Origin of the sequence: Nocardioides sp. NPDC000445, from assembly GCF_040300245.1 — a bacterium.
Taxonomy (GTDB): Bacteria; Actinomycetota; Actinomycetes; order Propionibacteriales; family Nocardioidaceae; genus Nocardioides.
On sequence record NZ_JBEPDH010000021.1, the window covers coordinates 37728 to 56958 of the forward strand.

Consider the following 19231-nt stretch of genomic DNA (forward strand, 5'->3'; position numbering starts at 1 on the left):
ATCCAGGTCGCGGGCCGCTGCAGTCGTGATCTAGAGAGTCCCGGTCCCGTTGTTGTTGGACGCCTTGCGCAACGGGGGGTGGGTCTCGAACTGGTCGGCGCCAGGCATCTCCCAGGTCTCGACGGTGAACCCGTCCTTGCCGGAGATCATGACCGACGCCTTGTTGAGATACTCGTAGTCCCCGTCACCGGCGCGCAGCGGGTTGACCAGGTCGTCGCGGCCGTCGCCGTTGACGTCGGCCGCTGCGGGGATCTGAGACCCGCTGAGGGCGTCGTCGTTCCTGACCGGGTCGTCGATGTCCCACGCCGGCTCGTGCACGAACTTCTTGCCCTCGGGGTCGTAGGAGTAGACGCGGAAGACCCACTTCTGGTCCGCGACCTCCTGGGTGATCATCTCGTCCTTCCCGTCACCGGTGACGTCGGCGAAGATCGGCGTCTCGGCGGACCGGTCGCCGTCGGGCCCGGGCAGGTCGAGCTCGGTCTTGGTGAGCTTCGAGCCCTGGCTCATCAGCAGGACCGCCGCGGCGGGGGAGGTTTCCCTGGCACCCATGACGATGTCGGCCCCCTTGTCGCCATCGAGGTCACCGACCTCGAAGTTGACGTCGAACGTGGTGCCCTTCCAGGGACCGGTGTACCAGTCGGCGCTCTTGGCCCAGGTGTTGTCGGCCTTGCTCAGCATGACCGTGACGTGGAACTTCAGGTCCTCGAGCTTTCCGAGCTCAGCGTCGTCCGCGGGCAGCTTGGTTCCGTTGCCGACGGAGATCATGCCGATGTCGTCGCGGCCGTCACCGTTGAAGTCGGCACAGAACATGGCCAGACGCTTGCCCGAAGCAGGCACCTGGATGGAGCCGTCCGGTTGGTTCTTGGAGTTCGACTCGACGTTGAACGTCGATCCGACGCCGGACAGCTGGACCACATCGACCCGCCCATCGGCGTCCAGGTCACCGAGCAGGTTGCCGAAACGGAGGCCCTCGGCGGTGCCGGTCTTGAACGCCTTGCCCGTCGAGGCGAACAGAGTCGCGGCGTTGGTGTCCCAGTTGTAGTTGATGTCGCCGAACGGCGCGCCGAGCACCAGGTCGCCCAACCGGTCTCCGGTGATGTCGCCGCGTACGGCCGGCTTGGGCTTCGCAGGAGTGTTCTCCGTGGTCGTGAGCGTGATCCCGAGCGCGGCACCACCGGCGACGAGGACCGCCGCGGCCGCCCCGGCAGCAACCCACCACTTGGTCTTGGCGCGTTTGAGGGTGACCGTGGCGCCGGAGGCGAACCCCATCTGGCGCCCCGCCATGGCCGCGAACCGGTCCCGGACGCGAACCGCGTCGCTGGACCGTTCGGCCGGATCCTTCGTGAGCAGGCCGCCCTGGCCGGAAAGCAGGTCGTTGGCCTGAAGCGTGAAGTCGTCCCTTCCGGGCAACGTGGGGATCGGCTGGGAGCTGTGGGCCATCGCCGTCTCGACGTCGTTCGCCCCGGTGAAGGGCACCTCGCCGGTGACCAGCTCGTAGAACAGGCAGCCCAGCGAGTAGAGATCGGTCGCCGGGCTGGCCGGTGCACCCATCGCGCGTTCGGGCGCGAGATAGTCCCAGGCGCCGGAATGGATGCCAGGCCGGGCCGTCGCGGAGTCGTCGGCGCGCGCGGCCGCGAAGTCCGAGAGATAGGCGTACGGCGGGTTGTTGCCGTCACGCAGCAGGATGTTCGACGGCTTCACGTCGCCGTGCACGACCCCGACCTCGGGCGAGTGGATCGCCGCCAGGCCATCGGCGATCTGGGCGCAGATGTCGGCGGCCATGGGGCCAGGGAGCCGACCACGAGCCTTCAGCAGTGAGCCGAGATCGCCGCCGTCGGCATACTGCGAGACCAGGTACGGAGCACCGTCGCCGGTCCGGCCGTTGGTGTAGACACCCATGATGTGGGGCGAGTCGAGCTTGGCCATCAACGTGGCCTGCTTGTCGAACCGGGACACGAACTCGGGGTCACGGGCGCTCCGCCCGAGGAGCACCTTGATGGCGACGGCTCGGTTGAGCCGGGTGTCGGTCGCCCGGTAGACGACCGCGCTGTCGTTGGACGCCACCTGCTGCTCGAGCCGGTAGGGCCCGATCATCCCGGGGGTGTCCTGCTGCGCGGGCGGTGGAGGCGGCGCGGGCTGTGACGGCACCTGCGTCGGCGCCAGTGTCGGCGCCTGCGTCGGTGCCGGAGGCGCCGGAGGGCCCGGGGGTGGCGGGGGTGGCGTCCGGGCCGGCGGGGGTGGGGGCGGCGGAGGCGGCGTACTCGTCGGCCCGCTGGGTCGAGCGATCCGCGGCCGGATCGTGGTCTTGTCGGGATCGTCGACGGGCGGGCGCTCGAAGGAAGGCTGGGGCCCGCGAGGGTTGTTGTCAGGGATTCCTGTGGAATCGCTCATCCGAGAGTTCCTCCCATGAGGTTGTAGCGGCGCACGTCTTCCGGCGAGTTCTTCCACGTCGCCAGCTCGTGGCCCGGGAACGTGCCCTCCTTCGAGGCCAACGCCACATAGAACGTGTAGGGGCTGTCGCTGGTGTCCTGGGAGGCCGCAACGACGTCGGACCGCCCGTCCCCGTTCACATCGGCGAGTGTCACGGGATACCTGCTGACGGTCTTGAGGGTGTTGCGTGGTTTAGGGAGCTTTCCGCGCGTGGCGATCGAGAACTCGGCCACGTCATCGCTGAAGGTCCCGACCGTGATCGTCTGGCCCTCGCCTCGGCCGGACTCCCCGACGACGATCTCGTCCAGGCCGTCGCCGTCGACGTCACCAGCGAGGAACGAGCTGATTCCCTGGTGCTTGAAGGGGAACGACTTGGCCGCGGCAACGGTGGCTCCATCCCCCTGGTAGAGGTCCAGCTCCGACGTTCCCGTCGTGAGCGTCTTGTTCTCAGGTTCACCCGGAACTCGCTTCAGCACCACGAGGTCGGCCTTCTCGTCGCCGGTGAACTCACCCACCACGACCTGCTCCCTGTCCTCAGCCGGATAGGCCGCGAACTGCGTCGGCTCCGCGAACCCTGATCCCGTGCCGCGATAGACCCAGATGGCGCCGTCGCCGACCGTTCTACCTTGCCTGTCGAGGTCAGGGTCCGGGTTGCCGAAGGTCGTCGCCATGAACAGATCGGCTACGCCATCACCATCGAAGTCGTCGGTGCCCAGGTCGTAGTAGAACGTCGACCCAGCCATCTCCTTGCCCTGCTCGACGACCCCCGCGGGAGCCTTGAGGGATCCCTCCAGATCACCGTGGAAGTTGAAGCCCTTCTCGCTCCGTACGAAGGTGATGAACGAGTTCTTCCCGTCGCCGGTGAAGTCGGCGCAGAGCGGGAACACCTCGCTCCCGTCGTTGTCCTCCGGAAGCGCGGGGTCGTCGTACGTGACGGCCTTCGACGGGGTCAGCGTGCGGCCGTCCGACTTCCAGGTGACCACGTCGACACCCTTGCCGTCGGGGTTCTGGACATTGGTGACCACGTCCCCGAACTTGTCGCCGTTCACGTCCGCGTACGCAGCGCCCTTGACGGTCGGCACGATGGGCTCGGGCCCGTGCTCGACCCAGGGCTGGGTGATCGCGAGAGCACCACCGACCCCGAGGGCGGCCACCCCGACCATCGCCGCACCGACCCGCAGCGGGGTGATCCTGGACGGCCGCGCGGCCTCCTCGATCAGGATGGCCTCGCTCTCGGACGGCGCCCGGAGGGCCGCGACCGGGATCGGCGCAGGGTTGGGGTCGGTCATCGACGGCGCGGGCACGAGCTGACCGGGCGCGGTGATCTCGCGCAGCTTCAGCAGGTCGTCCTTGAAGACCGCCGCGCTCTGGTAGCGGCTCCGGCGGTCCTTCGCCATCGAGAGCTGCAGGATCCGGTTGGCTTCCCTGGTCCACTCGTCGGTGCCGACGAACTGCGGGATCGGTGCGTTCTGGTGGGCCATCGCCACCTGCACGGCCGCACCCGAGTAGGGGATCTTGCCGGTCAGCGTGAACCACAGCATGCAGCCGGCCGCGTAGATGTCTCGCGACGGCTCCGGCGAGATCGGCCGGCCCTGCGCGTCCCGCTCGTCGCGGATGTACTCGGGCGCCAGGTAGTTCCAGGTGCCGGTGATCCCGCCGGCAGGCGAGTCGGAGGACGAGGTCGCGATCCCGAAGTCGCACAGGTACGCGAACGGGTCGAGCGGGCTCGCGGGGTTGCGTACGAGCACGTTCGACGGCTTGACGTCCTGGTGGATGATCCCCGCCTGGTGGGCGTCGTGAAGCGCCCCCGCCACCTGGGCGTTCACCAGGCACGCCAGGTGCGGCGCCAACGGCCCGTTGCCGCGTACGAGTCCGGTCACATCACCGCCCTTGATGAACTGGGTGACGATGAACGGGCTGCCGTGCTGCTCGCCGATGTCGTAGATCGCGATGATGTGGGGCGACCTGATCTGCGCCAGGGTCTGCCCCTCGCGGATGAACATGTCGATGAACTGTCGGTCGGCGAGGTGGGCATGCACCATCTTCAGGGCGACCTGCCGTTCGAGCTTGGTGTCGAAGGCGTCATAGACCACGCCCATTCCACCCTCACCAAGAATGCGATCCAGGCGGTAGTGGCCGAACACTGCCCCGGGATGAAGCGTCGTCATGCCCGCACCCTATTCAAGGGTGGCGGAAACCAACCACTCCAATGCGCTAAAAGTCGCCTACTTCTTGGTCGGCGACCATTCCACGATGGTCGAGACCAGCGGCGCGACCTGTCCGGAGCGCGGACGTACGCTGTCGACCTTCTTGTCGATCACCGTCACGGTCGGGTTCATCACGATCGGCACGACGATCGAATCCCGGACCAGCGTCTTCTCGATCTGGACGCGTACGTCGCGAGCCTCGTAGGGATCCGCGGTGCGGGCCAGCTCGCTGATGAGGCGGTCGCGCTCGCGGTCGCCGCCGCCGGTCGCGTTCTGGCTGCCCTTGCTACCCCACTGCGCCGAGATCTCCTCCGGCGTCTGCGGAACCGGGATCCGGACGAGCGCAGCGTCCCACTTGTTGCCGGAGATCACCTTGTCGGCCGAAGGCACCCCACAGTCGGTGGTGCCCCAGCCCTCGTCGTCCACGACGTTCGAGATGGTGTCGTAGGCACCTGAGGCGAACGCGCTCGACTTGTCGTAGGAGATGCACACCTTGGCGCCGCGCGGGGCCGCCGCGTCCTCGGAGGCCTTGAACTTCGTGGAGAACCCGGAGTCCTCGGTCGCGATCTGGTAGCCCTCGCCACCCGGCGGGAACAGCACGACGTCGGTGGCTTCGTACGCCTCTGCCCACTCGCCGGCGCCGCCCTCGGCGATGTCGCCTCGGGGCACTGCCCGCAGGTACGCCGTGCGCGTGTCCTTGCGCTTGAACAGGCCCCGGTCGCTGCGGAGGATCAGCGCCCACATGGTGCCGTCGTTGGCGTTCTCGACGGCGTAGTCGCGGCGCTCGAGGTCACGCACCTGCTTCCGGTTGGCCTTGGTCGGGGTGACCTGGACGACGTCGACCTTCTCCCCCAGGCTGTCCAGGCCGTCGGAGCCGGCCGGGGTGAGGCGTACCTGCTCGTAGGTCGGCCTGGCCTCACCTGCGTATTCCGGGTTGGCCTCCAGGTCGACCTCCTGACCACCCTCGCCGGCCGAGATCTTCGAGATCCGGTAGGGACCGCTGGAGAGCAGCGCCTCCTCGGACGCCTTGCCGTTCTCGGCGACCGTGAAGGACGAGGTCCACGCCTCCGCGATCTTGGTGAGCTTGGCAGTGTCGGACTCCTCGATAGCGGTCTCGACGACCTCCTTGGCCTCGATCGGGTCCTCGATCTTCAGGGCCTTCTGCCCGACGACGTGCGCCGGCACGGCCACGTCCAGGGCCGTACGCCAGTCGACCACAGGCACCACCAGCGGGACCTCGATGGCGCGGGCGCCCTCGTCGACCTCGGGGATGTAGGCGCTCTTGGTCAGACCGGTCGGCACCGCGCCGAAGTCGACCGTGCCGTCCGGGCTCCCCTCCTTCGGGGTGCGGAAGTAGCCCGAGGTCGCGGCCCAGGCGAGCATGAGGTCGGCGGTGTCGATCGGCACCCCGTCGGACCAGGTCGGCTCGGCCAGGTCGTAGCGCACCCGGGCCTGCTTGTCGCCCTCCATGGTGACCTTGCCGAAGGTCTCGTCCATCTCGACGGTGTCGTCGACCAGGGTGCCGAAGGCTCCGCGGGTCAGCGAGGCGATGTCGAGGTTTCCGTCGGTCACGCTCGCCGCGCTCGCTGGATTGGTGCTCGTCAAGGACTCCGTCCACGCGACGGCGACCTCAGAACCCTCCTCGACCGAGGCGGGGAGGTCACCCGAACAGGCGGTGGCGACAAGCGCCAGGCTGGCAACGGAAACGAGTCCCGCTCGACGACGTGCCCCAGGATGCACTTCAAGTCCCCTCTCCGAGACAACGGACGCCCAGATCCTAACGAGCCTGAGCGGAGACCTGCCATCGACATGGCAGGTCTCCGCTCCCACGGCGTCATCAACTCACGAGGCGGGGATCTCGACCTGCTCCGTGAACTCGGCGATGGTCTTGTCCGAGCCGATCACCTTCGCGCCGTCGCGCTCGTACTCGATGAGGTACGTGTCAGCCTTCTCCTCGACCTGGAAGGCGATCCAGCCGGTGTGCTCGCCACCGTCGCGACGCTGCACGTCCTCGAGCGGCGTGCGCTTCGCAGCTGTCAGCTCCTCGGCCATCAGGCGGGTGTCGGCGCTCTCGAAGTCGGCGCCCTTGTCCCAAGAGATCTCGAAGTTCCCGTCCGAGATGCGACCGCCGTACTCCGTGCCGGGCTTGATCTTCACCTGGAGCAGCACGACCTCGCCGCCCTCGGCGATCAGGTCGGCCTCCTCCGTGGACGGGAAGTCGCGGACCGCGGAGATGACCTCGATCGTGTCGCCCATGTCGGGGTCCTTGAGCGTCTTCCCGATCTTGACCTCCTTCTCCTCACCCGCTGGTGCTGCGGACGGAGACTCGGAAGCCGGCGCGCTGGACTCGACCTCGGCCGCCGTGTCTGCGTCAGAGTCGGCCGCCTCGGAGCCGCACCCGGTCAATGCGAGCGCGAGGCCGAGGCTGAGGCCGGCGGCGGCCGATCGACAGGTCCGGACGGTGGTGCGAGTGCGCATGAAGAAGCCTTTCAACAGTGAATGTTCCCGAGATCGAGAGGTACGCGTCACCCTGGCAACCGGAGCCCCTTCCGGTCGGTCTTTACTTCGGCGTGTCGCGTGGTGACCTTCGTGACACCACGCTCTACTCCCCGTTCTCGGCCAACCACTCCGGGTTGATCGCCAGTGCGGTGACCTGGACGTCCTTGGTCGGGAAGTCGACGTCCTCCAGGTCCACGTCGAGCGCCACGGAGGTCTTCCAGGACGCCAGATCAGTACGCAGCAGGCTCAGCTCGGTCAGTTCCGTCCAGACGCGATCGCTGCGCCGGGACCTCGACCACTTGCGCTCGTGGAGCTCGCTGTCATCGGCGACCGTGTAGACCGCGCTCGACGCGTACGTCAGCACCTCGGCGTCCATCCCGACGTAACCCTCCAGGTAACCGACCTCACGCGCCTGAATCGGCGCCGTCCCGGTCGTCGGCAACGGCGCGCTCCACATCCTGTGGTCGACGACCCAGAAGAGCTGACCGTCGGAGACCGTCATTCGATCCGGTCCGCCGATACGCGATGAGTTGTCGTCTGCCGGATAGACGATCTCGTGGTCGACAGCGACGTTCGTCGCAGGGGTTGCCTTCGCGGTGTTCCAGACGCGCACGAAGTGCTGGTCATCGTCGTTCTCCCACCCCTCGTAGACGATGCCGTCGACACAGGGCGACGTGGTGCCAGGGAAGGCCGAGGGCTCCACGGTGCTCAGGATGTCCGCCCCGTCGTGCGGATAGGCGGACGTCAACGCGGCACGGTCCCACTGGCTCTCCGGGATGGACTCGGTGTCGTCCTCGAAGGCCTTGGTGTCGGTGCCTCGTCCCGAGGAGAAGACACGTTCGCCGCACACGGCGGCAGTAGACGTCTGACCGTACGGCGAAACCCGCGTCGTCGCCTTGCCGCTCTCTCCGTCGATGTACGTCACGAACGGATCCTTGGACCCGTCCTCGGGGCTGAACCCGACCAACGTCCCCGCCCCGACCGGCACTCGGTACCACTCATGCTGCGTCTCGTGCTCGTTCCCACCGCTCGTCCGCTCGTTCGCGGTCAACCCGGTCTCATCGATCACGTAGTCGTGGCTCCGGTCGGACGTGGTGATCCCGTTCTCCGTCCAGGAGATCGCGGCGCCCTCGACCTCTTCGAGCTCGATCGCACGCGTCTTTCCCTCCTGGGAGACCAGCACGAGGTAGCTGGAGTCCTCGCCGCCTTCCTTCACCCGCAGCGCCAAGACCGCGTCTCCGGTCGCGAAGTCCTTCGGCGGTGGGCCCACCGGACCACACCCGGAAAGCAGGGCCGCCGAAGCCACCGCCATCGCCGTCACACGTCGAGTCAACGCACACATCCCGTCGTCAGTAGATGAGTCAGAAGGCGCCACAGCGGAGGCCCCCGAGATTCCGAGCGGGGATACGGTACGCGCACAGCCACCGCCGCACCCCACCGCCCCGGCCGAGGCTCGGCCTACCGATCAAGAACGGACGTCTCGCAGATGAAGGATCTCCTCGGAGCACTCGCCGTGGCACTGATCGGCGCCGTGATCTGTGCCTCGGGCTATCTGAACTTCCGTGGCGCCATGAAGCGAGCGCGGGACAGTCGCCGCTGGTCTCGAACCAGTGCCCACGTCACCAAGGCGTGGAAGCAGACTGTCAGCGGCGCAGCAGGCGACATGATGCACCACGTCAACTACACCTTCACCGCGCCCGAGACCGGCGGCAGCTACTACGGCCACAGCGAGCACGGCCCCCAGGGCGTCGAGACCGGAGACGACATCGAGGTGATGTACGACCCCAAGGCTCCCTATAACAACGAACTACCCATGGCCCGTTTCGCGCTGTCGTTCTTCCCGCTCGCGTTCGGATTCCTTGCGGTCTTCGGAGCGGTCCTCTCAATCAGCTGCCTCGCCGCGGCGACCGTGATCATCGCCGACCTGATCGGTTAACGCACCTGGTTGTCGTTCTCATCGAACTCGCGCCAGCCGACGTGGCGGTACTCGAGCACCCGACGCCACTCCCGCTGATCGAGCCCGTCGAGCTCGGACCAGTAACCCAGTGGCATCTCCCGAAGTCGGATCCGGTCACCTTCATCGACATCGACAAGCCGGCGATGGATCAGAACATCGAGAAGGCGGTCTCGTGCGACGCTGGCCCGGTGTCGCTTGTCCGAGCTTCGCGGTCCACGCCGCGGTGGCTTCCGGCTCTTTGCCCGACCTTCAGGCCTGGATGTCAGCTCCAGGACCAGATTGGCCAGCCCCAAGATCGCCGCGCCAAGCACGAGGACGGACAGCCACGGCATCACCGGGAGGTCCAAGACCAGCAGCAAGACGTACGTCGCCAACGACGCGACCGCGGTGGCCGCGGCAAGCGCAACGCCGCCCACGCTGCGTCGTCGTGTCTGCCACCAGACGGACAGCGCGGTGCCGACTACGAGGATGGCAGCGGCGAAGGCGATCCGAGCCAGCCACAACAGCCCCTCCGCACCCGTCTCCTGACGGCTGGCCAGCGCAACCAGCACCAATCCCAGGACGGACGCACCGAGCAGCGGAAGGGCGGCGAGCGCGAGCAGCCCCATGGCCATAGCACCGACGGCGTTCAACAGGAACCGGCCCGGCAGCGGTGGGTAGCTCCGCGCCAACACCGCGGCCTCGGCCTCGGCCCAGCTGAACGGCTGCGAGAAGCGGGCCGTACGCGCCCACCCATCGACCGCCTGACGAGCCCACTCCTCGCGGGCTTCGTCGGTCTTGCGGGCCCACGCCGTCAACGCCTTAGGCGCAGCCATCAGCAGTCCATCCCGAGATCGATCAACTCTGCAGTCAAGCCCGCGGCGGCGACCAGCGAAGGGTCGAGGCACATACGTCGAACGCCGTCTTCCAGCCCACGAACAACGGGTCTGTCGCCGCCATCTCGACAGGACGCGCGACCGAAGCCGTCAACTGCAGGCCGCGGCGGTGATTGGAGCCCGGGATCGGTGTCACGTACACCATCGAGGTCATGACGATCGAGCCGCCTTGGAGCTCCTTCGTCGACTCCCGTTCGAAGCGGATGAACCGCTTGTCGCCGAAGAGCGGCTTGGCGTCGTACGTCTGGATCGCGTGTGTCACATAGCCATCGAGGCTCTCGCCGTTGGGCGCGCGCCGGATGGTCGCGAACATGGAGCCCGGGATGTAGACGTCGCCGGTCGGCGCCCCGGTGGGCGCGAAGTAGGCGATCACGTTCTGCTGCTTCATGAGCGAGAACGCCTGATCCATCTGCATCCGAAGGTGCGCGTGCAGATCGGGCCGATTGGCCTCCATGCAGCGCCGCTTCATCTCGGCGTCGATCGCTTCCCGGTCAGAGGCGTCCGGGACGTGACGCTCCCAACCGTCGAGAAGCTTCAGGTGAAACTCCGGGTCCTTGCTGGCACCCAGCATCTCCCGCAACGAGCCTGCGCCGATTCCTGACACGTCAAGCCTTTCCGTCAGCACTCGCAGTCAGCGGACTGCTGTTCAGTGCATCGAATTCTTCGTAGGACACGATCGAACGGGAGCGAAGCGTGGTCAGCGCCTGATGCCTCAAGGCGAGAAGCACCTCCATCTCGTCCGAGGTCAGTGCGTTGACGTCGACCGCGGGTGGCTTCTCCTTCGAGTAGAGCCGGAACTCCGCGACGATCACCGAGATCCCGAACGCCAGGAGCAACAACGGCGCCATCACGAGGGGGAACCGCGGATATGCATCCGGGTCGCTCATGAGGATCAGGACCAGGAGGACGACGGTCGAGACCAGTACGAAGACCGAGAACCCGAACAGGGACCGATCCCACTGCCGATGAGTCGACCGGACCCACGGCACGAAGTGGTAGAGCAGAGCAAGGAATCCGAGCGCGCATCCGATGTAGACGCACGGAACCTCGAAACCCGGCGAGAAGTCCTCGGAGAGCTTCCTCGCACCTCCGCCACTGGCAAAGATCGCCACGGCGAACAGCGGTCCGGCCAGACCGATGAGCGCGACCCAGTACATCAACTTGGCAGCAAGGTTCGCCGCACCCGAGCGGCGACGCTTCCTCTCGGCTGACTCCAGCTCGATCTGCGCGTAGTCCAGAACGACTCGATTCAGCTCGTTGATGTCGAAGCGATCGAAGTTGCTGTGCACCGTTGCCCAGTTTCCTGGATCGATCGCTGCCGCCTTAGGCATTGGAAACGTGCTCCCATTCGTCAACGTGGTTTCGTGTGAGACCCGGAACCGGGCTGGCCTCGAAGGGTCGGCCGTCCGGGTCGAGGAGAGAAAGGCTCGAGAGAATGATCGGCATCTGAGTGATCGTGAGCTGGAACGCCAACGGCAGACCGGACTCCACGATCAGTCCCACACCACCGGCGTCGCCGCTGAAGGCATAGACCGCGGTGGAGAGGTGTAGATCATGTCCGTCGATGCTCTCGTCCCGCGATGCGACGCACTTGATGCCGGGGCCGATCGCCGCACCGATGCACTCATCGACGTCGAAACCCGACTTCTCCCAGGCCTTGACGTCGAGGTCACCAGCCTCGGCAAGGACCACTCTGACGCGGCTGACGATCGGGACCGTCATCGGCCAGTGAAGCATGGTGACCAGCCTGCCCGGCTCACCGAGGCTGGCCAGGGAATCCGTCAGGATGCGGCGTACGTCCTCGTCCGACCGCCGGCTCGCGTTGTTGCCGAACCACTCGCGGACGCGGGCACACTCGGTCGACACCCACGCGTCGGCGCCCTCTCCCAGTTCACTGGGAACCAGCGTCCATTCACGTTGTGGATGGATTCCTTCAGCTCGCCACGTTCCGACCACGGTCGTCCTCCGATTTGATTACAAGCTCCGAGCAGCACACGTCAGTATGGACGATCGATCGCTCAGGCGAAGATGTCGACGGCCGAGTCCGGCAGGCCCTGGATCGTGTTCACAGTGCTGTAGAAGGAGTTGGTCTGCTTCGCCAACGCCCCCTGGATGTCGAGGCCAGCGGCCCACATCCTGCTGTACGAGCTGATACGCGTGAAGTCACCGACGTCGAGACCGGCGTGAAGGCTGGTCATGATGTCCGGGAACGCCTTGAACTTGACGGCGTCACCAACGCCGCCTGCGGCCTTGTACGCAGTTGAGAACTTGGCGAACTTGGACGCGTCGCCCAAGGCAGTGAGCGCATCGGCCATCTTTCCGAACTTGCCGAACGGTACGACGTCGAGAACCGCCAACACGAGGTCGATGCCCGAGCACTTTCCGGCACAGAACTGGATGGTCTTCGCGAGGAGAACCAGCGCCGATACCGCCATCGCGATGGCCGCAAGTGGTCCGGCGATGAACAGGGCCGCCACGAAGAGCACCAGCGCAACGATCTCGAGGACGGCGATGATGTCATCGAGGACCTCCCAGAAGCCGTCCTCGATCTTGCCCGACATCTCGTTACCGATACCGCTGACGGCAGCGTCGTACGCGTCCTCCCAGGAGTCGTAGTAGCCGTCCCAGGTCTCGGCGGCGTTCTCCCAGTCCTTGCGGGCCTGGTCCTTCGCCTCCTCGGCGTCTTCCTCCTGCTGCGCCTCCGGGCTGCCCTCCTTCGGACCCGCGCCCGGAAGGTGGTTCGGCGCACCCTCCATGCTGTCGAACTTGGCCCACAGGTCCTGGCAGGTGTCGACCTGCGACCTGATCAGCGGCTGCCACTGCTGAAGCTCTTCACCGTACTTCGCGATGATCGGGCCCACCGGCGTGTACAGCGCGCTGGCCTCTTCGAGCGTCTTGTAGGAGTCGCCGATCTTGTCCTGAAGCTTTTCGATGGCCTTGCCGTCCATCTCGCCGTTGGCGAGATCATGCTCGGAGATCTTCTTCAGCTCTTCGTAACAGGACTTCATCATCTCGCCCAGACGCTCGATGGCGTCGCCGCGCTCGATGATGCCCGAGGGGTTGCCCTCGACGGTCTTGATCTCTCTGCCCTTAGGGGATGAATCCATGGCTCATGTGCTCCTTCGTCGAGCCCGTCAGGTGTCCTGAATCGTCCGTTGCACACGGGCGCCGCGTCGCGGGCCGGGTGGACGTCCTACTTGGTCTGGAACTGAAGAGCGGTCTCGCTGTCCCAGTTCTCGAAACCGTCGACTACGCCTTTGACGTGCTCGTGGAGCTCCTTCAGGCTGTCCTTGAGTTCGTCGCGCTTGTCATCCCAGCGCTCCTCGAAGTCCTGCGCCTTGTCTCGGAGGTCGCCGCGGCCGTACGGGTTGCCGATGTCCGCCTCGAGCGCTTCCGACTGGCTCGTCGCATTCTCGAACTCGCTCACGATCGAGTCCAACTGCGTCGCGATTCTCGAGAGTGTCTCGATCTTGATCTTGACGTCCGCCACCGCGCTCCCCTTCGATCTTCGTCAATCTGCCCGGTCAAAAGTTGCCGAAATGTCGCTTCGGGCGGGGCGATCGCTCTCGCGTCGCCCCGCCCAACCAAGCGAGTGGATCAGCCGCCGGCGAGCTGGCTGTCCAGGTCCTGGATCGCCGTGGCCATGTCACGCAGAGCCTGAGCCATGTCCTCGACACCAGCAATGGCGTCCTTCAGACCCGTGGTCATCTCCGTGTAGCCGTCCTGGAACTTACCGGACGCCTTCTCCGTCTTGAACCCGTCCTGAACGAGCTCGTCGACGTAACCCTGGCACTCGTCCAGAGCGGACTCGATCGTGTCCTTGCCCTGGTCGAGCTTGTCGGCGGTGCCGGTCATCTCGTCGTATGTTGCCCCGAAGTCACTCATCGATCATTGCCTTTCCCGCGATTTCATTGCAGGACGCCCCCTCGGGACGCCGGTCGTCACGGTATTGCACGCGACGCGGAGTAGTGAAGCGCAAATCGCGAATCGTTGTCACCTTCATACATAAGCGCCGCTCCTCCTTGACGCCACCGCCAAGGTTGCTTTGACAACTGCAACTCACGATCCCGGGGAAATGCCCGTACGGCCCAGCCGCAACAGGCGCAGATGGCCCAACTGACCCCGCTCCGTCCGCTTCACCCATCAGCCAACCAACCATTACCGGGAGTTCGACCAATTGTCTCGGATCAGGCTCGGCGACAAGGCCGCCGCCGAACGGCCCGCACCACCGAGCGGGTGACCACAAGGCAGATCCGGGCCCAGCAATCGCCCTCGGCCCTGGGACGCACGGTCATGCGGAAGCTCGTACGCTCAAGTGGGACAATCATTGGACTGACGGACACCAGACGAAGGAGAAAACGGTGCAGGAGACCGAACGCCAGATCATCATGTTGGCCATAGCCATCGCGGCGTTCGCAATCGCATGTCTTCCCGCGATCCTCTACCTTCGCGAACGACACACGCTTGAGACGTGGGATCGAGGCACTGCCCGGATTCAACTCACCTTCGTCGAAAAGCAACAAACAACCAGCGGCGCGATGACGGATTCCAGGAGCGCCAGGTATGTGTTCCGCACCCCGGACGGCCAAGTCTACGAGGGCGTCGGCAAGGTCAACGGCCTACCCATGGTCGGCGAAGAGGTTGGGGTCAGATACCACCCGAGGAACCCGGAGAAGAGCAGTATCTACACCATCCCTAAGACTACGTGGTACGTACTCGGCGTCCCTTGGACCGTCGCCTTCCTCGCCTTCGCTGGCTTACTTCTGTCCGACGCACTCTGGAGCACGATGTCGAACTGACGTTCAAGTCTGCTGGTTCGAATGGGCATGCGCCGCGTCCCACTCTTCATTCATGAGCCACAACACAATCGTCACTCAACTTCCTTTCGCGCCGAAAAGAGCATAAACGCCAAGGGAATTCCGACGGCGCCGGCAACGGTAAACCACACCATTCCAACGTAGTTGAACACGCTATCGGCGTTGCCGCCGGCGATGTCGACAATCCACCATAGCCCGCGGATCAGCGCAAGGACGGCGAACGCCAACAGAAGCAAGATCCGAAAACCAGCGCTACGTTCCGCAATAACCGTCTTCTCGCCGTGCGCAAGGCGGTATGTCGTCACGCCAAGGTAAATTGCGAAAATGCCGAGAGCAACGCTTCCCAAGAGGGACACAGGCCCCGACACTTCATAGTCGGATGCAGAGGGTACGATCAATGCGGTTAGCGACTGGAATGCAAGGAGAATAACGATTCCGAAAGCTACACACCAATGGAAAAAGAACCGCCCCAGTTTGAATGTTGCGCCCTGAGGTCCAATTTGACTCGACACGTTACCTTCCATCAGTTCGGCTTTACCCAGCGTACGCTAGCTACAATTAGATCGAGCAAGTCCTTCTGCGCGCGCAAGCGCTCCGAGCCTTTTGGCAGGCCGGCCGGTCGCACAAGCGAGGCCACAAGCTCAAGCGCCTTCAACCGCCGCGATCCCGGTACCGGCGTCAGGTAGGTAATCGAGTGATTGACGAAACGTCCCTCACCCAACCTAACCTCAACCGCGTCCTCATAGCGCAGCGTACGCGGATCGTCCAGTAGCGGTTGCGCCCCACGCTCGCGGATCAGCGACCGAACAAGACCATCCAACGGTTGCCCGTCTTCGGAGCGTCGATAACGAGCAATGATCGAGGCAGCCATCCTGGGCGATTCTGCCGGCGCGTCGATGGGCGCAAAGAACGCGAACGCCCCTGAGTTGCGCATCTTGTCGAACGAATCGCGCAGAGCGGGACCTAGAACCGCGTATGTCTGCGGCTGATGCGCCTGCATCAAGTTGCGTTTCATGGACGCTTCAAAGTCGCGGAATGTTTCATCCGATACGTCGCGCCTCGACCATCCCACAGGGAGCTCAACGAGGAACTCTGGCTGCGGATCCATGTTGAGCATCGACCGCAAGTCGAGCTTATCGGGCATCCTCCACCAACTCCCAAGGCTTCTCATTGAGCACATTCGCGGGCGTACGCCCGACGAACTTCCCGCCGTCCGGCCGGAACACTCGAAACGCGTTCTTGAGGACATCCAGTCCTGGCATGGCTCCTGCAATCAGGGCAGGAAAGCTCTGCTCGAGGCTGAATACCATCGCGGCATCATCATCAGCAAAGATCAGGTCCACCGAATGGAGGGTAACCTCCCCGCCGGCATCCTCGACCACATGCTTGGTAGAGAACTGGATCCCCGTCCCGAGTTCCTTGGATTCGACGACGTGAATGGCCGCTCCAGCGACTTCGGTGAAATCAGGGACGGAACCGCCGTCGACCAGACAGACGCGACATGTCAGGACGGCGGGACCTGGCAGAGGCCACACTTGGAAAGTTGCAACAGAGGGCAGCGCGGGCTCGTCCTGAACCCCGTACTCAAGGATCCCGCGCAGCATTTCCTCAGGCGTGGCCGACCCGTCCCAACGCGGAACACCGACGAGCCCGTTGACCTGCACCATGGCAGACTCAACCCAAGCATCTGCTTCAGCGCTAGTCATTCGGCTCGGAATGTGGAACCACCCAGGCTCCCGAAAGTCTTCGACGACCTGAACTCCCCAGCGATCAAGGTCACTCATGTGTCACTCGCATATCTAGAAGACCAACCCAGCTGTGTCCGGAACACTCACGCTCGGGAAACCCAGGTTCCCAGACCAGCCGTTGATGCTCAAGAGGTTACCGATGCCATTGCCGCCCGCAACGTACGAGCTCATTGATGTCACGATGTTGGTTTGGCTCAGCGTCATTGGACCCATGCCGATCGACTTGGCGAGCAAACCGTCCGCAACACCAGCTACCCCGCCCGTCGACCCCGTGGCCAAAAACTTCCCCACGGTGCTCAGGCCGCCGGCCTTCCACGCGCCGATCAAACTGTCGTCGGACATCTTCAGCAGACCGGTAAAGGACGGCACGGCGTTCTTGAACATCGCGACGCCCAGCTTTTCTCCTGTCAACGACATCCTTCCTAGCGACCCAGCAACGTTGCCTGCCTTGGTGACCGGAATGATACTTAACGCCGTTATCGCGACATCTAGCCAGTCCGCCTCACCGTTGGCCACCTGCCCAACTGTGACAGCCGTAGCGAGCACACCGAGCCCGACCCCCAGCCAGACGAGCGCACCAATGCCCGTGCACAAGGCAGCGATGGCGACGATGGTACCGACGACCTTGAGGACATCTGCCCAGTCCGACCAGGCACTGTCTTCGATGCTCCCTGCGGTCTTGTCCTCGATGCCGTTTGCCGCGGTCTCGAAGGCGTCTTCCCAAGTATCGTAATGGGCGTCGAACTCCGTGGCCTTGTCGATGAAGTCCTGATAAGCCTGAGCCTTCGCCTGATTCTCGGCAGCCTCTTCCTTATCGGTGCCCCCGATGCCCAGCAGACCACCCTCTTCTTCGGTCTGACTGTCCTCTTTATCGCCAGGCAACGAGAAGTAGTGGTCGTACCGGTCCTGCGCATCATTGACGGCTGTCTCGATCTTACCCTGGATGTCTTCGAGGGCATCGCCATAAGCCTTGATCACTGGCCCGACCGGCTTGTACAATTCTCCGGCCTGCTTGAGAGTCTCATGAGAATCGCCGATCGATTCACGAAGGGCATTGATCGCCTTACCCTTCATCGAGTCTCCCCCGAGGGCGTTGTCGGCGATGTTCTGCAGCACCAAGGCACTGCTGAGCATCATCTCGCCAAGTTCCTCGATCTTCTTCCCACGCTTGCTGATTGCACCGGGCTCACCATCGACCTTCTCGATGAAGCGTCCCTTGGGCGAACTTTCCATATAAGCCATTGAAGTCTCCTAGCCAGTCGTCCCGGTTAGCGCCCGGCCGGGGCCTTGGCGGCCTTCACCTCTGGCGCGGACAACTGGATCGCGGTGTCGCTGTCCCACTTTTCAACGTTCTCGATGACACCCTTGACGTGTTCCAAAACTTCGTCGAGGCTCTCTTTCAGCTCATCGCGCTTGTGGTTCCAGCGGTCCTCAAAGTCCTCCGCAGCCTCGCGCAACTCCGATCGCCCGTATGGATCACCAATGGCGTCCTCGAGGTCATCCGCGTTGTCCTCCGCATCCTCGAACTCCGAGGTGATCTCCTTGAGCGCGTCCTTAACCGCGTTGAGCTGAGCGAGGTCGATGTAGAAGTCGTCTGCCATACCGATATCCCTGCTTCTCCCTAGACGAAACAGTTGCTGCTGCTAGCACTGAATGACGCCTCCACGGTGGGTCCAGGCGACGCCGCGACCCACCGTGGAGATCTGCCAGATCAGCCGCCGGCGAGCTGCGAGTCCAGGTCCTGGATCGCCGTGGCCATGTCACGCAGAGCCTGCGCCATGTCCTCGACACCAGCAATGGCGTCCTTCAGACCGGTCGTCATCTCCGTGTAGCCGTCCTGGAACTTGCCCGACGCCTTCTCCGTCTTGAACCCGTCCTGAACGAGCTCGTCGACGTAGCCCTGGCACTCATCCAGAGCGGACTCGATCGTGTCCTTGCCCTGGTCGAGCTTGTCGGCGGTGCCGGTCATCTCGTCGTATGTTGCCCCGAAGTCACTCATCGATCATTGCCTTTCCCGCAATTTTCATTACACGACACCCGATTGCGGCGCCGTTCGTCACCTTCACTCACGCATCACATGGTCGTGAGCGTGAACCGACGAGCCGACACCGTCATCCCGAGCGTGGTGGTCCGAGATCCAGGCAATCAACGTCGTCGCGGTAGTCCTACCCGCTACGGCCGGTTCTAAACATCTCCGAAAGTAAAGTTTCAGCTCATCCCGGTTTAGGCGGTGGCAGCAGCACACCCGGCGGGAGTCGACACCGCAGCCCCTGACCGAGACGGGTAATGGTGGGCCGACAGAGATGCCGGCCCACCATATTGACCAACGCTGCGGCTCAGCCGCCGGCGAGCTGCGAGTCCAGGTCCTGGATGGCGGTCGCCATGTCACGCAGGGCCTGGGCCATGTCCTCGACACCAGCGATGGCGTCCTTGAGGCCGGTGGTCATCTCGGTGTAGCCGTCCTGGAACTTGCCCGACGCCTTCTCGGTCTTGAAGCCGTCCTGAACCAGCTCGTCCACGTAGCCCTGGCACTCGTCCAGCGCCGACTCGATCGTGTCCTTGCCCTGGTCGAGCTTGTCGGCGGTGCCGGTCATCTCGTCGTAGGTTGCGCCGAAGTCACTCATCGCTCATTACCTTTCCCGGGATTTCATGAGGTGACGCACGAGAGCACGCCGCCCGACACCGTAGGGCACCCTTC

General features: G+C 64.5%; 21 protein-coding genes. 2 read left to right on the forward strand and 19 right to left on the reverse strand.

All coding sequences use genetic code 11. From position 1 onward, the window contains the following. Nucleotides 1–30: 30 nt before the first annotated feature. The 5 genes from ABT304_RS24460 to ABT304_RS24480 all read right to left on the reverse strand — a co-directional run bounded on the left by ABT304_RS24460 (nucleotide 31) and on the right by ABT304_RS24480 (nucleotide 8406). Nucleotides 31–2148, reverse strand: coding sequence for a protein kinase domain-containing protein (locus ABT304_RS24460; RefSeq protein WP_350719189.1), 2118 nt, complete (start codon nucleotides 2146–2148; stop codon nucleotides 31–33). A gap of 239 nt (nucleotides 2149–2387) precedes the next feature. Continuing rightward, nucleotides 2388–4598: a protein kinase domain-containing protein gene (locus ABT304_RS24465; protein ID WP_350719191.1), complete on the reverse strand. Its 2211-nt coding sequence runs from the start codon at nucleotides 4596–4598 to the stop codon at nucleotides 2388–2390. Between the two features lie 57 nt (nucleotides 4599–4655). Further along, nucleotides 4656–6209, reverse strand: coding sequence for an ABC transporter substrate-binding protein (locus ABT304_RS24470; RefSeq protein ID WP_350719193.1), 1554 nt, complete (start codon nucleotides 6207–6209; stop codon nucleotides 4656–4658). A 270-nt stretch (nucleotides 6210–6479) separates the two neighbouring features. Next, nucleotides 6480–7115, reverse strand: a complete 636-nt coding sequence (locus tag ABT304_RS24475) for a transcriptional regulator (RefSeq protein ID WP_350719195.1) — start codon at nucleotides 7113–7115, stop codon at nucleotides 6480–6482. 124 nt (nucleotides 7116–7239) lie between these two features. Next, the gene (locus ABT304_RS24480; RefSeq protein ID WP_350719197.1) at nucleotides 7240–8406 is read right to left on the reverse strand and encodes a hypothetical protein; all 1167 of its coding nucleotides are present in this window, start codon (nucleotides 8404–8406) and stop codon (nucleotides 7240–7242) included. Nucleotides 8407–8622: 216 nt separating this feature from the next. Here ABT304_RS24480 and ABT304_RS24485 point away from each other — a divergent pair, with 216 nt between their 5' ends. Next, nucleotides 8623–9072, forward strand: a complete 450-nt coding sequence (locus tag ABT304_RS24485; RefSeq protein WP_350719198.1) for a DUF3592 domain-containing protein — start codon at nucleotides 8623–8625, stop codon at nucleotides 9070–9072. On the opposite strand, the gene ABT304_RS24490 is transcribed toward ABT304_RS24485, so the two are convergent. The 7 genes from ABT304_RS24490 to ABT304_RS24520 form a co-directional block, all read right to left on the reverse strand. Next, nucleotides 9069–9908, reverse strand: a complete 840-nt coding sequence (locus tag ABT304_RS24490; RefSeq protein WP_350719199.1) for a hypothetical protein — start codon at nucleotides 9906–9908, stop codon at nucleotides 9069–9071. The genes ABT304_RS24485 and ABT304_RS24490 overlap by 4 nt on opposite strands. Before the next feature lie 34 nt (nucleotides 9909–9942). Next, a complete protein-coding gene (locus ABT304_RS24495) occupies nucleotides 9943–10572 on the reverse strand; it encodes a protein TPRXL (RefSeq protein WP_350719200.1) in 630 nt (209 codons plus the stop codon). A gap of 1 nt (nucleotide 10573) precedes the next feature. Continuing rightward, entirely contained in the window at nucleotides 10574–11257 is a 684-nt protein-coding gene (locus ABT304_RS24500; protein WP_350719201.1) for a hypothetical protein, read from the reverse strand. 34 nt (nucleotides 11258–11291) lie between these two features. Continuing rightward, a complete protein-coding gene (locus ABT304_RS24505) occupies nucleotides 11292–11924 on the reverse strand; it encodes a hypothetical protein (protein WP_350719203.1) in 633 nt (210 codons plus the stop codon). A gap of 62 nt (nucleotides 11925–11986) precedes the next feature. Then, nucleotides 11987–13075 carry a hypothetical protein gene (locus tag ABT304_RS24510; protein WP_350719205.1) on the reverse strand — a complete coding sequence of 363 codons (1089 nt, stop codon included), beginning with the start codon at nucleotides 13073–13075 and terminating at the stop codon, nucleotides 11987–11989. Nucleotides 13076–13161: 86 nt separating this feature from the next. Then, a complete protein-coding gene (locus tag ABT304_RS24515; RefSeq protein ID WP_350719206.1) occupies nucleotides 13162–13458 on the reverse strand; it encodes a flagellar protein FlgN in 297 nt (98 codons plus the stop codon). A gap of 107 nt (nucleotides 13459–13565) precedes the next feature. Further along, nucleotides 13566–13853, reverse strand: a complete 288-nt coding sequence (locus tag ABT304_RS24520) for a WXG100 family type VII secretion target (RefSeq protein WP_008356172.1) — start codon at nucleotides 13851–13853, stop codon at nucleotides 13566–13568. A gap of 476 nt (nucleotides 13854–14329) precedes the next feature. Here ABT304_RS24520 and ABT304_RS24525 point away from each other — a divergent pair, with 476 nt between their 5' ends. Continuing rightward, nucleotides 14330–14767, forward strand: coding sequence for a DUF3592 domain-containing protein (locus ABT304_RS24525; RefSeq protein ID WP_350719208.1), 438 nt, complete (start codon nucleotides 14330–14332; stop codon nucleotides 14765–14767). Nucleotides 14768–14838: 71 nt separating this feature from the next. On the opposite strand, the gene ABT304_RS24530 is transcribed toward ABT304_RS24525, so the two are convergent. The 7 genes from ABT304_RS24530 to ABT304_RS24560 form a co-directional block, all read right to left on the reverse strand. Next, complete coding sequence (locus ABT304_RS24530) at nucleotides 14839–15309, reverse strand: hypothetical protein (RefSeq protein WP_350719209.1); 471 nt, start codon at nucleotides 15307–15309, stop codon at nucleotides 14839–14841. Then, nucleotides 15309–15929, reverse strand: coding sequence for a hypothetical protein (locus tag ABT304_RS24535; RefSeq protein ID WP_350719211.1), 621 nt, complete (start codon nucleotides 15927–15929; stop codon nucleotides 15309–15311). The genes ABT304_RS24530 and ABT304_RS24535 overlap by 1 nt, the downstream gene beginning before the upstream one ends. Next, nucleotides 15919–16452, reverse strand: coding sequence for a hypothetical protein (locus tag ABT304_RS24540; protein ID WP_350719212.1), 534 nt, complete (start codon nucleotides 16450–16452; stop codon nucleotides 15919–15921). Before ABT304_RS24540 ends, ABT304_RS24535 begins: the two co-directional genes overlap by 11 nt. A gap of 132 nt (nucleotides 16453–16584) precedes the next feature. Beyond that, nucleotides 16585–17775 carry a hypothetical protein gene (locus tag ABT304_RS24545; protein ID WP_350719214.1) on the reverse strand — a complete coding sequence of 397 codons (1191 nt, stop codon included), beginning with the start codon at nucleotides 17773–17775 and terminating at the stop codon, nucleotides 16585–16587. Nucleotides 17776–17801: 26 nt separating this feature from the next. Then, nucleotides 17802–18134, reverse strand: a complete 333-nt coding sequence (locus tag ABT304_RS24550) for a flagellar protein FlgN (RefSeq protein WP_350719216.1) — start codon at nucleotides 18132–18134, stop codon at nucleotides 17802–17804. 110 nt (nucleotides 18135–18244) lie between these two features. Beyond that, complete coding sequence (locus ABT304_RS24555; protein ID WP_008356172.1) at nucleotides 18245–18532, reverse strand: WXG100 family type VII secretion target; 288 nt, start codon at nucleotides 18530–18532, stop codon at nucleotides 18245–18247. A 337-nt stretch (nucleotides 18533–18869) separates the two neighbouring features. Beyond that, nucleotides 18870–19157: a WXG100 family type VII secretion target gene (locus tag ABT304_RS24560; protein WP_008356172.1), complete on the reverse strand. Its 288-nt coding sequence runs from the start codon at nucleotides 19155–19157 to the stop codon at nucleotides 18870–18872. Between the last annotated feature and the right edge of the window lie 74 nt (nucleotides 19158–19231).

What these genes read in the sequence shown, in the direction of transcription:
- ABT304_RS24545 (WP_350719214.1), bottom strand. Translation starts at nt 17,775, where the DNA reads ATGGCTTATATGGAAAGTTCGCCCAAGGGACGCTTCATCGAGAAGGTC.
- ABT304_RS24475 (WP_350719195.1), bottom strand. Translation starts at nt 7,115, where the DNA reads ATGCGCACTCGCACCACCGTCCGGACCTGTCGATCGGCCGCCGCCGGC.
- ABT304_RS24535 (WP_350719211.1), bottom strand. Translation starts at nt 15,929, where the DNA reads ATGCCCGATAAGCTCGACTTGCGGTCGATGCTCAACATGGATCCGCAG.
- ABT304_RS24465 (WP_350719191.1), bottom strand. Translation starts at nt 4,598, where the DNA reads ATGACGACGCTTCATCCCGGGGCAGTGTTCGGCCACTACCGCCTGGAT.
- ABT304_RS24540 (WP_350719212.1), bottom strand. Translation starts at nt 16,452, where the DNA reads ATGGTGCAGGTCAACGGGCTCGTCGGTGTTCCGCGTTGGGACGGGTCG.
- ABT304_RS24490 (WP_350719199.1), bottom strand. Translation starts at nt 9,908, where the DNA reads ATGGCTGCGCCTAAGGCGTTGACGGCGTGGGCCCGCAAGACCGACGAA.
- ABT304_RS24555 (WP_008356172.1), bottom strand. Translation starts at nt 18,532, where the DNA reads ATGAGTGACTTCGGGGCAACATACGACGAGATGACCGGCACCGCCGAC.
- ABT304_RS24560 (WP_008356172.1), bottom strand. Translation starts at nt 19,157, where the DNA reads ATGAGTGACTTCGGCGCAACCTACGACGAGATGACCGGCACCGCCGAC.
- ABT304_RS24530 (WP_350719209.1), bottom strand. Translation starts at nt 15,309, where the DNA reads ATGGAAGGTAACGTGTCGAGTCAAATTGGACCTCAGGGCGCAACATTC.
- ABT304_RS24520 (WP_008356172.1), bottom strand. Translation starts at nt 13,853, where the DNA reads ATGAGTGACTTCGGGGCAACATACGACGAGATGACCGGCACCGCCGAC.
- ABT304_RS24550 (WP_350719216.1), bottom strand. Translation starts at nt 18,134, where the DNA reads ATGGCAGACGACTTCTACATCGACCTCGCTCAGCTCAACGCGGTTAAG.
- ABT304_RS24485 (WP_350719198.1), top strand. Translation starts at nt 8,623, where the DNA reads ATGAAGGATCTCCTCGGAGCACTCGCCGTGGCACTGATCGGCGCCGTG.
- ABT304_RS24510 (WP_350719205.1), bottom strand. Translation starts at nt 13,075, where the DNA reads ATGGATTCATCCCCTAAGGGCAGAGAGATCAAGACCGTCGAGGGCAAC.